This window comes from Arthrobacter sp. ok909 (assembly GCF_900104405.1).
GTDB lineage: Bacteria > Actinomycetota > Actinomycetes > Actinomycetales > Micrococcaceae > Arthrobacter > Arthrobacter humicola.
The window spans coordinates 110701-123383 of the sequence record NZ_FNJS01000005.1 but is presented as its reverse complement, the minus strand read 5'-3'; the positions used below and the strand labels follow the sequence as shown (position 1 = coordinate 123383).

10 protein-coding genes and 1 tRNA gene are annotated in these 12683 nt (G+C 66.5%); 5 read left to right on the top strand and 6 right to left on the bottom strand.

What is annotated here, in order from left to right; all coding sequences use genetic code 11:
* Window positions 1-128: 128 nt before the first annotated feature.
* From BLR03_RS06150 to BLR03_RS06140, 3 genes are all read left to right on the top strand, one after another.
* On the top strand, window positions 129-1073 hold the full coding sequence (locus BLR03_RS06150) for an N-acetyltransferase (protein ID WP_091250832.1): 945 nt from the start codon (window positions 129-131) through the stop codon (window positions 1071-1073).
* Window positions 1074-1105: 32 nt separating this feature from the next.
* Window positions 1106-1179: transfer RNA gene (locus BLR03_RS06145), tRNA-Leu, on the top strand.
* A gap of 290 nt (window positions 1180-1469) precedes the next feature.
* Window positions 1470-2819 carry an ABC transporter substrate-binding protein gene (locus tag BLR03_RS06140; protein WP_091250829.1) on the top strand — a complete coding sequence of 450 codons (1350 nt, stop codon included), beginning with the start codon at window positions 1470-1472 and terminating at the stop codon, window positions 2817-2819.
* Window positions 2820-3394: 575 nt separating this feature from the next.
* On the opposite strand, the gene BLR03_RS06135 is transcribed toward BLR03_RS06140, so the two are convergent.
* Genes BLR03_RS06135 through BLR03_RS06120 form a run of 4 tightly spaced genes read right to left on the bottom strand, consistent with a single transcriptional unit; the run spans window position 3395 to window position 7481 of the window.
* The gene (locus BLR03_RS06135; RefSeq protein ID WP_091250828.1) at window positions 3395-4168 is read right to left on the bottom strand and encodes an ABC transporter ATP-binding protein; all 774 of its coding nucleotides are present in this window, start codon (window positions 4166-4168) and stop codon (window positions 3395-3397) included.
* Entirely contained in the window at window positions 4165-5223 is a 1059-nt protein-coding gene (locus BLR03_RS06130; RefSeq protein WP_091250826.1) for an ABC transporter ATP-binding protein, read from the bottom strand. The genes BLR03_RS06135 and BLR03_RS06130 overlap by 4 nt, the downstream gene beginning before the upstream one ends.
* Entirely contained in the window at window positions 5220-6188 is a 969-nt protein-coding gene (locus BLR03_RS06125) for a branched-chain amino acid ABC transporter permease (RefSeq protein ID WP_091250824.1), read from the bottom strand. The genes BLR03_RS06130 and BLR03_RS06125 overlap by 4 nt, the downstream gene beginning before the upstream one ends.
* A gap of 9 nt (window positions 6189-6197) precedes the next feature.
* Window positions 6198-7481 carry a branched-chain amino acid ABC transporter permease gene (locus BLR03_RS06120; protein ID WP_175460424.1) on the bottom strand — a complete coding sequence of 428 codons (1284 nt, stop codon included), beginning with the start codon at window positions 7479-7481 and terminating at the stop codon, window positions 6198-6200.
* A 575-nt stretch (window positions 7482-8056) separates the two neighbouring features.
* Here BLR03_RS06120 and BLR03_RS06115 point away from each other — a divergent pair.
* Both BLR03_RS06115 and BLR03_RS06110 read left to right on the top strand, forming a co-directional pair.
* Window positions 8057-8956, top strand: coding sequence for a hypothetical protein (locus BLR03_RS06115; RefSeq protein ID WP_139184469.1), 900 nt, complete (start codon window positions 8057-8059; stop codon window positions 8954-8956).
* A gap of 219 nt (window positions 8957-9175) precedes the next feature.
* Window positions 9176-10081, top strand: coding sequence for a Bax inhibitor-1/YccA family protein (locus BLR03_RS06110; RefSeq protein WP_091250815.1), 906 nt, complete (start codon window positions 9176-9178; stop codon window positions 10079-10081).
* A gap of 139 nt (window positions 10082-10220) precedes the next feature.
* Here the strand turns inward: BLR03_RS06110 and BLR03_RS06105 are convergent, their stop codons facing one another.
* Complete coding sequence (locus tag BLR03_RS06105) at window positions 10221-11459, bottom strand: acetyl-CoA C-acetyltransferase (RefSeq protein ID WP_091250812.1); 1239 nt, start codon at window positions 11457-11459, stop codon at window positions 10221-10223.
* Window positions 11460-11479: 20 nt separating this feature from the next.
* Complete coding sequence (galK, locus tag BLR03_RS06100; RefSeq protein ID WP_091250809.1) at window positions 11480-12640, bottom strand: galactokinase; 1161 nt, start codon at window positions 12638-12640, stop codon at window positions 11480-11482.
* Window positions 12641-12683: the final 43 nt, after the last annotated feature.

Below are 12683 nucleotides of genomic sequence, written 5' to 3'. Positions count from 1 at the left end.
ACTGCTGCGAGCTAGCTGGCTGTTGGCCTACGACGGCGGCTGTTCCCCGAGGGGAGCAGCCGCCGTCGTTTTTTGGTTCCGCCACTGTGGTGGCTGGGCGGTGCCGGCCCGCGCCTAGACTGAGGTCCATGACCGGTGAAAAGGATCTCCCCACGCTTCTGGCAACCATGCATCCCGTCCGCCGCGAGGGCGAGTTCGTCTACGTCCTGTGGCCGCACGGCAGGCCGCTGGCCGGCGGAATCATGGCCGCCGTCCGGGAAGCCGAGGGGCTGACCGTCGTGATGCCCCGGGCGGACGCCGACAGCATGGGGCTGCCCTACGACTTTGTCGGGGCCTGGATAACCCTTGAGGTGCATTCCTCGCTGGAAGCGGTGGGTTTGACGGCCGCCGTCGGCGCCGCCCTGACCGAGGCGAAGATCAGCTGCAACGTGCTGGCGGGCTTCCACCATGACCATCTCCTGGTGCCGGTGGCTGACGCCGACCGGGCGCTGGAAGTGCTGCACGAGCTGGCGGCAGACAACCGCCGGGAAGGCCCCGCGCCGACGCTCGTGCTGCGCACCGAGCAGCCCGAAGACCGTCCCGCCATCCTGGCCCTGACGGCAGCGGCCTTCGCTATTTCACCGGTGACCGGACTGCCTGTGGACGGCGAGCCGGAGGAAGTTGGCCTGCTCCGGCGGCTCTTCGACTGCCCCGAGTACCTGCCGGAGTTCAGCATTGTGGCGGAACTCGACGGCGAGGTCGTGGGCCACGTCATCAGCACCCGCGGGTGGGTGGAGGAGCTGGAGCTCTTGGGACTCGGGCCGATCGGGGTCCTGCCGCGGCTGCAACGCCACGGCATCGGCACCGCGCTCATGAAGGAGACCGTGGCGCGGGCCAACGCCGCGGGGGAGCGGGGGATCGCGCTGTTGGGCAGCCCGGAGTATTACTCCCGCTTCGGCTTCGTGCCGTCCACGTCCCTCGGGGTGGAGCCGCCCGAGGCAGGCTGGGGCGCCCACTTCCAGCTCCTCCCGCTCGCCGTCTGGCCGGGCGGCGTGAGCGGCACCTTCCGTTACGCGGGCCCTTTCTCCGGCTGATCCGGCCCTCGACGGGATACCATGGACCGGGCGCCCCAGTAGCCCAATTGGCAGAGGCAGCGGACTTAAAATCCGCGTGTTGTGGGTTCGAGTCCCACCTGGGGCACATTTGTACGCTGCGCCGTGTGTTGTCCCTCGGCGCCGAACGCTGGCCCCACGTCGCGCCGCTCCGCTTTGCGGCCCGTTTCCCCGTTCTGTCCCGCGGCTTCATGCCTCCGCCGCGCGCCAAGAAGCCGCAGGGAACCGTCCAGATTTCCTCTATGCAACGAGTGTTATAAGGATGTGACCGTAGTCACTTATTTTCGCGTCAAATTTGCACTAGCTTGAAGTGGAATCAGGAACACCTGATCTTTCGCGTCAAAGGCCGTTCGCACCTTTAGATCGAGGAGCTTGTACATGACTTCACTCCCCCAGGTTGCGCCCCGCATCGCTAAGCTGACAGCGCTTAGCATCGGCGTCGCCCTTCTGGCTACGGCTTGTGGTGGTTCGTCCACCCCGAGTTCGTCGGGCTCCAGCTCAGCCGCGGCCGCCGGCATCGCGTGCCCGGCCCCCAGCGCCTCCGGCGCCGGAACCACTGCCGCCACTCAGAGCGGCCCCGTGCCGCCTTCGGCCACCACCATTGACACACCCCTGAAGATCGGCTCGCTCCTGCCGACCACGGGCTCCCTGGCCTTCCTCGGGCCGCCCGAAATTGCCGGTGTGAACCTCGGCATCAAGGAGATCAACGACGCCGGCGGCGTCCTGGGCAAGCCGGTCGAGGTCATCCACCGTGACTCCGGTGACACCAAGACCGACATCGCCACCCAGTCCACCACGGCACTGCTCGGGCAGGGCGTCAGCGCAATCATCGGCGCAGCCTCCTCGGGCGTATCCAAGACCGTGATCAACCAGATCACCGGTGCCGGTGTGGTGCAGTTCTCCCCGGCCAACACCTCCCCGGACTTCACCACCTGGGATGACAAGGGCCTCTACTGGCGCACCGCCCCCTCGGACGTGCTCCAGGGCAAGGTCCTCGGCAACTACATGGCGACCTGCGGGGCACAGACCCTGGGCATGATCGTGCTCAACGACGCTTACGGCACCGGCCTTGCAAAGAACGTCCAGGCCGCTTTCGAGGCAGCCGGCGGCAAGGTTGTAGCCCAGGAACTGTTCAATGAAGGAGACTCCCAGTTCAGCAGCCAGGTGGACAAGGTTCTGGCGGCCAAGCCGGACGCCATTGCCCTGATCAGCTTTGACCAGGCCAAGAGCATCATTCCGCTGATGACGGGCAAGGGCGTCAAGCCGACCCAGATCTTCATGGTGGATGGCAACATGTCCGACTACAGCAAGGACTTCCAGGCGGGGACCCTGAAGGGCGCCCAGGGCACCATCCCGGGCACCTTCGCCAACGATGCCTTCAAGAAGCAGCTGCTGGCGATTGATCCGGCACTGAAGGATTACAGCTACGCAGGCGAGTCCTACGATGCAGTGAACCTGATCGCGCTGGCGGCCGAGGAAGCGAAGAGCACCAAGGGCGTGGATATTGCGGCGCACCTGAAGGATGTTTCCCAAGGCGGCGAGAAGTGCTACGACTTCCCGTCCTGCGTCACCCTGCTCCGCAACGGCAAGGATATCGATTACGACGGCCAGTCCGGTCCGGTGACGTTCTCCGATGCCGGCGACCCCACGGAAGCCTACATCGGCATCTACGAGTACCAGGATGACAACACCTACAAGCCCGTCAAGGCAGAATTCGGCAAGCTGTAAGCCGCTTTCCCTCGACAAACCGAAGACCCCCGTCCTCCACCGGACGGGGGTCTTTTGTGTCTCCGGGAACCCGGGCAGCAGCACCTGGTCCGTGTCCGGCTGGGCGCTACGGAATCGGACGAGGGCTGCGCGGATCGGAGGGGCGCTGGTCCGGATCCGGTGCGGAAACGGGACGTGGGGGCGCCGGGAGTGGACCGGCGTCGTGGGGTCGGCTCCGGGGAGGGCGAAGCGCGGGAGGGGTGCTGTGTGCCACCGGGAGGCTGCGGAACGGGCAATGCGCTGCGGAACCGGCAAAGGGCTACGGAATCGGACGAGGGCTGCGTGGATCCGAGGGGCGCTGGTCCGAATCCGGTGCGGAAAATGACTCGGGTGGCGGGGGCCGCCGGGGAGGCACGAGCGCGGGCGCCGAGCAAGTGGCTGCGGAGGCGCCCGGTGGGGCCGAGTGCGCCCGGAGCCTCCAGCGGGTGGCAACTTCCCGCCACCGCGTACGCCGGGCATGCAGAAGGGCCGCCACCGGCTGGTGACGGCCCCTCTGCTCGGGATACTGCCTGTTCGGGATACGGCCCGAAGCGGAACTACTCGACGGTGTCGGCGAGCGTTCCCAGGTAGAGCTGGATGACCTTGGGATCCTTCATGAGCTCCCGGCCCGTGCCCGTGTACGCATCCTTGCCCTGGTCCAGCACGTAGCCGCGGTCGCAGATCTGCAGGCAGCGGCGCGCGTTCTGCTCCACCATGATGACGGAGACGCCGGCCCGGTTGATCTCGTGGACCCGCAGGAACGTCTCATCCTGCTTGACGGGGGAGAGGCCGGCCGATGGCTCGTCGAGCAGCAGCACGGCCGGATCCATCATGAGCGCCCGGCCCATGGCCACCATCTGGCGTTCGCCGCCGGAGAGCGAGCCGGCCCGCTGCGCGCGCCGCTTGCCCAGCTCGGGGAACAGGCTGGTGACGAAGTCGAAGCGCTGGGAGAAGTCCTTGGGCCGCTGGAACATGCCCATCTGCAGGTTCTCCTCGATGGTCAGCGCCGCAAACACGTTGTTGGTCTGCGGCACGAACCCGACACCCCGGCTGACGAGCTTGTTGGCCTTGAGCCCGGTGATGTCCTGCCCGCGGACCACGACGGAGCCGGAGTGGACCTTGACCAGGCCGAACATGGCTTTCAGCAGCGTGGACTTGCCGGCTCCGTTGGGGCCGATGATGCCGATCAGCTCGCCCTTCCGGGCCTCGATGCTGCAGCCGTTGAGGATATTGACACCGGGAATGTAGCCGGCCACGAGATCGGTGACCTTGACGACCGAGTCCCCTTCGAAGGCGGGATGGGCGGCGGGTGCCGCGCTGGTGGCGCTCATTCTGTGTCCTTCTCTGTGCGGTTCGGCTCCTCGGAGCTGCGGCGGCCGTGCGCTGACCCGTTCGGCTCCTCCGCCTCCATGGTGAGGACGTCGGCGGAGATGATGCCGGCGTTTTCAGTGCCGACGATCGAGTCCTCGTCGGCCACCAGCTCGGCGGCCAGTTCCTTGATGCCCTCAGCGTCACCGAGGTCGACGTCGTGGTGGGCACCGAGGTAGGCATCGATCACTGCGGGGTTCTTCATAACCTCGGCGGGCGGGCCCTCGGCGACAATCTTGCCCTCGGCCATGACGACGACCCAGTCGGCAATGTGCCGGACCATGTGCATGTCGTGCTCGACGAACAGGACCGTCATGCCCTCTGATTTGAGGTTCTTGATGTGATCGAGCAGCGACTGCGTCAGTGCCGGGTTCACGCCGGCCATCGGCTCGTCCAGCATCACGAGCTTGGGCCGGACCATGAGCGAGCGTGCCATTTCGAGCAGCTTGCGCTGGCCGCCGGACAGGGACGCCGCGTAGTCGTCCTTTTTGGCGTCCAGCTTAAACTTCTCCAGCAGCACGTTCGCTTCCTGGGTGATCTTCTTTTCCTGGCCGCCCCAGATGCCCTTGAACAGGGCCTTGGAGAGCCGCTCGCCGGACTGGTTGGAGGCACCCAGACGCATATTCTCCATGACGGTGAGCTTGCCCATGACCTTGGTGAGCTGGAAGGTTCGCACCATGCCCATCCGGGCCACCTTGTAGGAGGAGACACCCGCAATGCTCTGGCCCTCGAACTGCCAGCTGCCCGAGTTCGGGGTATCGAATCCAGTGAGGAGGTTGAACAGGGTGGTCTTGCCGGCACCGTTCGGTCCGATCAGCGCCGTGATCTTGTGCCGCGGGATCTCGAGGTGCTGGACGTCGACGGCGTTGATGCCGCCGAAGCTGCGGGTGACGTTTTCGGCCACCACGATCGGATCACGCTTCTTGCAGCCGGGCGCGATCTCTCCGGCGGCGATCGGACGGGTGTCCGTCATGTAATCGATGGTCTCGCCGCGCGACTCTTCGCTTGGAATGCTCATGCGAATGCCAGCTCCTTCTTGTTGCCGAGGACGCCCTGGGGCCTAAAGATCATCAGCAGCATGAGCGCCACGCCGACCAGGATGTAACGCAGCTGCCCGGCCTGGACCGTGTTCAGCCACGTGATGGTCCCGGACTCGATTAGACCGTAGAGGATGCCCTGGGTGAGAGACAGCACCACCCAGAAGATCATGGCTCCGACTACCGGGCCGAGCACGGTGCCGAGACCGCCCAGCAGCAGGCAGGTATAGAGGAAGAAAGTCAATTCCGTGCCGTAGTTGGCAGGCTGAACCGCGCCCCGGGGGATCGTGAAGATCATGCCCGCCAGGGCACCGAGCGCGCCGCCGATGATGAGGGCCTGCATCTTGTAGGCGTAGACGTTCTTGCCGAGCGAGCGGACAGCGTTCTCGTCCTCGCGGATGCCCTTGAGAACCCGGCCCCACGGGCTGCGCATCAGCAGCCAGACCAGGAGGCAGAACACGGCCACGACGGCCCAGGCAACCAACCGGATGAAGAAGTCGCGGTTGTTCATGCCGATATAGGTCCCCGGAGGGAAGGGGTTCATGGCGTAGAAATCGCCCTCGAAGGCCGCCAGGCCGTTGGCCGAACCGGTGACGGTGGTCAGCTGGTTGGTCGTGACGATATAGCGCACGATTTCCGCCGCCGCGATGGTCACGATGGCCAGGTAGTCCGCCCTCAGCCGCAGCGTCGGGATGCCCAGCAGCAGGGCGAAGATGGTGGAACAGACGACGGCGACGAGGAGTCCGACGAAGAACGGCACGTGGAACGTCAGGGTGGAGATGGCGAAGCCGTAGGCTCCCACCGCCATGAAACCGGCTTGGCCGAAGTTGAGCAGGCCGGCATAGCCGAAGTGGACCGCGAGGCCGAGGGTGGCCAGGGCGTAGGCCGCCGTCGTCGGGCTGAAAAGTTCCCCTGCGGCACTGGAAAAAATGAATCCGAAATCCATGGCTGTCTCCTAACCCACGCGCTCGCGACGGCCCAGAATACCCTGAGGCCGGAACAGAAGGACAACAATCATGATGAACAACGCTCCCACATATTTGAGGTCGGCTGCGAGGCCGAACACGGTGGTCAGCTCAACGAAGATGCCGACGATGATGGAACCGACCAGGGCGCCCCAGACTGTGCCGAGGCCGCCCAGCGTAACGCTGGCGAAGATGAGCAGCAGGATCTGCGAGCCCATGTCGAACGTGACGCCGGGCCGGTAGTAGGCCCAGAGGATGCCGCCGAGGGCGGCGAGCATGCCACCGACCACCCAGACGATCCGGATGACGGAGTCGACGTCGATGCCGGAGGCCGCGGCCAGCGCCGGGTTGTCGGCCACCGCGCGGGTGGCCTTGCCGAGGCGGGTCTTGAGCAGGACGACGCCGAGGGCGGCGATCACGGCGGCACTGATGAGGAGGGACCAGAGGTTGTTGGGCGAGATGGAAACCGGACCGATCAGGATCTCAGCGCTCTGTGCGAACGGCAGCTGCTGGGTGGCGCCGCCGAAGTAGAACTGGATCACATAACGCACGGCCAGAGCCAGGCCGATGCTGACGATCATCATCGGAACTAGCCCGGTTCCGCGGCGCCGCAACGGTTTCCACAGTCCGGCATCCTGGACGTAGCCGAACAAGCCGCCGCCTAGGATGGCCAGGATGATGGCCAGCCAGAACGGCAGGTGCATGGCGTTGAAGGCGAACACCAGGACGGCGCCCAACGTGACCATCTCACCGTGGGCGAAGTTCGTCAGACCGGTGGTGCCGAAGATCAGCGAGAGGCCCACGGCCGCCAAGGCAAGCAGCAGGCCGAAACTCAGGCCGGCCACCAGCCGGTTGAGCAGGTTCTGCCAGAAGTTCTGCTCCTCCACGACAATGCCCTTGCCAAAGGCGAAGATCACCGAAAGGTTCGAGGTCTGGCTGAAGGTGACCTTGCGGGGGTTCTCCTGGCCCTCGGCGAGCTTGATGCCCTTCGGGAGCGTGGAGTCATCGAGTTTGACCACGTAGGTTCCCTGGGTGGGGACTCCGATGGTCCAGGCTCCATTGGCTCCGGATTTTGTGGTTCCCGTGAAGTCGCCGTTCGTGGCGGTGATGGTGACCCCGGCGATCGGTGCGCGGTCGTCGCCGCGCAAGAAGCCGCTGATGCTGTTGGTGAACTCGGTAGCCGACGGGGATGGTGTCGGCGAGGGGGTCGTAGCGCTGGATGCCGGGGCAACGATGAGCAGTAGCGCGGCTATGGCGGCACATACAGCCCCCACAGTCCTCAATAGTCTGCCGCGCCGTCGCTGCGACAGGCCGCTCGTTGTGCTTCTCAAATTGAAAACCTCCACATGGGGGTGCTGTGGGTTGCGCCTTTGCAACCGCTGCGAACGGTCAGGGATCCGGCTTGTGATGTCCGTCACCCTGTGTGGCCTATGCTACAGCCCGGGCGGCCCAATGAATGCCGCTGCGAGCAGGCAGAACGTCGCGATCGGGTAACAACCGTGAAGTCGCGCCGGAGCCTCGCTTTAGGGTTGCTAAAGAAAACTTTTGTTGAGTCCGAGTATGCCTAAACAGTGGCCCCTCGGGCTCCGATCCGCGCGGGCCAGCCCGGGACGCGTGCCGTCGCGGGGCCAGGTCGGTCGGGCCAGTTCAGCCACGCCGCCGGAGCCGGGGCTCCAAGCTTTTTCCAAGTCCTCCCGGGTTATGGTGCGAAGAGCGCCAGAACCTGGAGCCCAGTGCGGGAGTCCAGTGCCGAGGTCCAGAACCGAAGTCCGGACGCCACGTCCGGATCATTCAGTCCGGAACCCGGGTCCGGTGCCGATAGCAGGGGCCGATCTTGGAGGGCCGACCGATGAACCGGGTGGTCAAGCTATGCCTCGCGGGCTCAGTTGTGCTGGCGATTCTGGGTATTCCCGCGCTCAGCCTAGGCCCGGTGACGGCCGGGGCACAAGCGTGCACGCCGTCTGTCGGGCCCCCCTCCGTTCCCTATCCAGGGACAGCAGCGGCAGCTTCCAGTTTCGAAGCGGGCACGCTGGACGGGTTCGGCGTCTCCACCTCCGGGACAGGACATGTCTCGGTGTCCGCCGGGCTGTCACACTCCGGAAACTGCGCCGCCGTCCTGCACACCACCACGGCGCCCGGCTCCATGGCCAAGATGACGGTGGGCCTTACGCCCGGGACCACCGAGGCGTATGCGGATGGCTGGTTCAACATCGCTGGCGAGGGACAAGTAGGGAACAACGTTCCCTACTTCCGGTTCTTTTCCGGCAGCCTTCGCGTCATGGATGTCTTCCGGCAAAACATCTCCCATGAGCTGATGCTCCGGATTTCTACACCCGAAGGGTTCACCTACACCACCCTGCGGCAGGATGTTCCCACGGATTCCTGGCACCGGCTGGTCATGCATGTGGTCCCGAACGGTCCCGGGACGAACGTCCAAATCTGGTGGGACGGGCGTTCCGTCTATGCGGGCACGGTCAGCATTCCGGCGACGACAGTGGATATGGTGCAACTCGGCTCCGAACACGACCAGCAAATGGCCGACATCTACGTCGACGACGTCATCGTCACCAGCGGCACGGGAACGCCGACGCCGGTTCCCGGCCCGCTCCCGGAGTCAAAGGGGGATCCGTCGAAGCCCTTCAACGACTTCCGCGGGGACGGACAGGCGCTTGTGCTGGCCACGGGGACTCTGGCCGCGGACACCATTGTCAGGCGTGGCCGGCACCCCGCGCGAATGACCCGGGCCTGATCCGGCACCGCCGATCCCTCGCCTTCAGGTCACGGTTCGGTTGCGGCGGCCGCAAGGGGGAACTATCCCTCCCCGCCGCCCGTGGGAATTGGTAGCGTGACTATGTACAGTCCCCTTCGCATTGTCCGCATTTAGTTATCCGCACCGTAATATTTCGCACCGTAATAATCCGCATCGCACCGGATCAACCCTGCACCCTAATCTTGGAGGACACCCGCAATGGCACCTGGCGGAAACCCGATCTTCAGCGGAAAGAATTTCCGCGAAGCCACCCAGGCACCGCCTGCCCCGCAGGCCCCGTACGGTCACGGCTCTTACGGCCAAGGCCCCTACAGCCAGAACTCCTATGGCCAGAACGCCTATGGGCAGGCCCCGCAGGGGATGACCCAGGAACAGCTCCAGGACCTGTACAACCGGCCGGCGGCCGGCCCCGCTGACATCGGCCGGATGACGTACGACGACGTCATCATCAAGACTGCCGGGTGCCTCGCCGTTCTGGTGGTCGGCGCCGCAATGGCGCTCGCCGTCCCGCAGGGCACCGGGTCCATGCTGATGATCCTTGGCGCGCTGGGCGGCTTCGCCCTCGCAATGGTCAACACCTTCAAGAAGCAGCCGTCTCCGGCGCTCATCCTGGCCTACGCGCTGCTGGAAGGCTTCTTCCTCGGCGGCCTGACCCGTATCCTCGACAACCTGTACCCGGGAGTCGGCATCCAGGCCGTCGTCGGGACGCTTTCCGTCTTCGCCGTGACGCTGGTGCTGTTCAAGAGCGGCAAGGTCCGGGCGACGCCCAAGCTCATGCGGTTCTTCATGATCGCGCTGATCGGCTACGCGGTGTTCGCGCTCGTCAACCTCGTCATGATGTGGACCGGGGCCGTGAACACGCCGTTCGGCCTGAGCACCAGCATGGAGATCTTTGGTATCCCGCTTGGCGTCTTCATCGGTGTGCTGGCGATCGGCCTCGCCGCTTTTTCCCTGATCATGGACTTCACCAGCATCGAGGCGGCCATCAGCGCCGGAGCCCCGCAGCGTTTTTCATGGACCGCCGCCTTCGGCCTCACGGTCACGCTCGTCTGGCTCTACGTCGAAATCATCCGCCTGCTCTCGATTCTCCGCGGCAACGACTAACCGCCGTCGCTTCCGGAACGCACTGGTTGTCCAGATCGCTTTCCAAGTAAGGGCCCCGCCGGCTGGCGGGGCCCTTCGATTTTCCCGGCCGGCGGCTCCTGCCGGGTGCTCCCGGCAGCGCCGCCTTAGCCGGACAGCGTCAGCTGAGCCGTTCGAACACTACCGCCATGCCCTGGCCGCCTCCGACGCACAGCGTGGCGAGGCCGAGGGAGGCGTCTCGGGCGCGGAGCCCGTTGAGCAAGGTGGTGGTCATGCGTGCGCCGGTCATGCCGAAGGGGTGTCCGAGGGCGATCGCGCCGCCGTGGACATTGAGTTTGTCCGGATCGATGGCCAGCTCCCGCGCACTGGCCACGACCTGGACGGCAAAAGCCTCGTTGAGCTCCACGAGATCGATGTCGCGGATGGTCAGCCCGGCGAGGTTGAGCGCCCGGCGGGTGGCCTCGACCGGCCCCATGCCCATCAGCTCCGGGGACAGGGCGCTGACACCCGTGGAGACGATCCGGGCGAGGGGCTCGAGGCCCAGCTCGCGGGCGCGCGTATCACTCATGACCACGACGGCGGCGGCCCCGTCATTGAGCGGGCACGCGTTGCCGGCCGTCACGGTGCCGCCGCTGCGGAAGACCGGCTGCAGGGCGCTGGCGGCCTCGGCCGTCACGCCGGGCCGCGGTGAATCGTCGCGATCGACCACCGAGCCGTCGGCGCGGGTGTAGGGCGTGATTTCGCGGGCGTAGAACCCGGCGGCGATGGCCGCCTCGGCCCGGTTCTGGCTGAGCACCGCCCAGGCGTCCTGCTCGGCGCGGCCGATGCCATAGCTCGTCGCAACGTTCTCCGCCGTCTGGCCCATGGCGATGTATACGTCCGGCATCCGGCCGCCCAGCCGCGGATCGGTCCACGGCGTGTTGGCGGCCGCGGTGGCCGCAGAGCGTTCCCTGGCCGCCTCGAACCGCGGGTTGTGGGTGCTCGCGTCGGTCTCGCCGGCACCGGCCCAGTCCCGGTAACGGGACACCGACTCCACGCCGGCGGCAACGAACGCGTGGCCCTCGCCGGCTTTGACGGCGTGAAATGTCATCCGGAGCGTCTGCAGGCTGGAAGCGCAGAAACGGTTGATGGTGGCCGCCGGAACGTGATCCAGCCCGGCCAGGATGCTGACCACCCGGGCCATGTTGGAGCCGGCCTCGCCGCTCGGTTCGGCGCAGCCCAGATAGATGTCATCCAGGCCGCGGCCCGGCCCGGCAGCGGCGTCGAACGCCGGGATCCGGGCGAGGGCCGCCGTGACCATAGCGGCGGCGAGATCGTCCGGCCGATCGTCTTTCAGCGAGCCCTTGAAGGCACGCCCGATGGGGCTTCTGGCGGTGGAAACGATGACGGCCTCTGGCATGCGCCCAGACTACGCCCCGCCTACGCCAGTCGCATGGCCCCGGCCGCGGGGCGGACGCCGAAGATCTCCGGTGCGGCATACCCCGCCTGTGCGAAGGCCTGTTCGACGGCGGAACGCACCTGATGCGCGGAGCCCGCAGGAGTCAGGGCGATCGCTGAGCCGCCGAAGCCGCCGCCGGTCATGCGCGCGCCGATCGCGCCGGCCGACCGCGCCGTATCCACGGCAAGGTCCAGCTCGGCGCAGGAGATCTCGAAGTCATCCCGCATCGAGGCGTGGGAGGCATCCAGCAGGGGGCCGATGGCGGCCGGGCCCAGGGTGTCCAACAGCTCCACCGTCTGGAGCACACGGTCGTTCTCGGTGACCACGTGGCGGACGCGTCGGAACGTCTCCGCGTCGAGGAGCCCGCTGGCTTCCTCGAGGTCCTCCAGTCCGACGTCGCGCAGGGCCGCTACGCCGAGCACTTCGGCGGCAAGTTCGCACGATTCGCGCCGGGCCGCGTACTCGCCGTCGGCGTGGGAATGCGAGACCTTGGTGTCGATGACCAGCAGCACCAGCCCTGCGGCGTCGGCGTCGAACGGCACCAGGCGGACGCTCTGGTCCCGGCAGTCCAGGAAGACGGCGTGGCCGGCCGTGGCGCGGAGCGAGGCCGACTGGTCCATGATGCCGGTGGGTGCGCCGACGAAGTCGTTTTCGGCCCGCTGGGTGGCCAGGACCATCTCCTGGGCGGAGAGGCCGGCGGCCGTGAGCTCGTTCAGCGCGGAGATCACGGCGCATTCGATCGCATGCGACGACGACAGGCCGGCGCCGCGGGGGACATCGGAATCCAGGAGCAGGTCCACGCCGGGGACCGGGAGACCCTGCTGCTGCAGGGCCCAGATGACGCCGAGCGGGTACTTGGTCCAGCCCCGGGCGCCGGCGCGGGTCAGGGCGCCGGTGTCCGCCGTCGTCAGCCCCTGGTTCCCAAAGGTGGACAGCATGCGGACGCTGGCGTCCGGCCGGACCCTGACGGCCACCCGGGCTGCCCGGTCGATCGCGAACGGCAGGACGAAGCCCTCGTTGTAGTCCGTGTGCTCGCCAATGAGGTTGACGCGTCCCGGTGCGCGCCACACGCCGTCGGGCCGGGCGCCAAAGACTGACTCAAACCGGGCGGCAAGCCCGCCGCTGTCCAGGGAAGGGTTCATGGCCTGGCACCTGCGCTTCTGGAAGTCATGGATCCAAGGTATA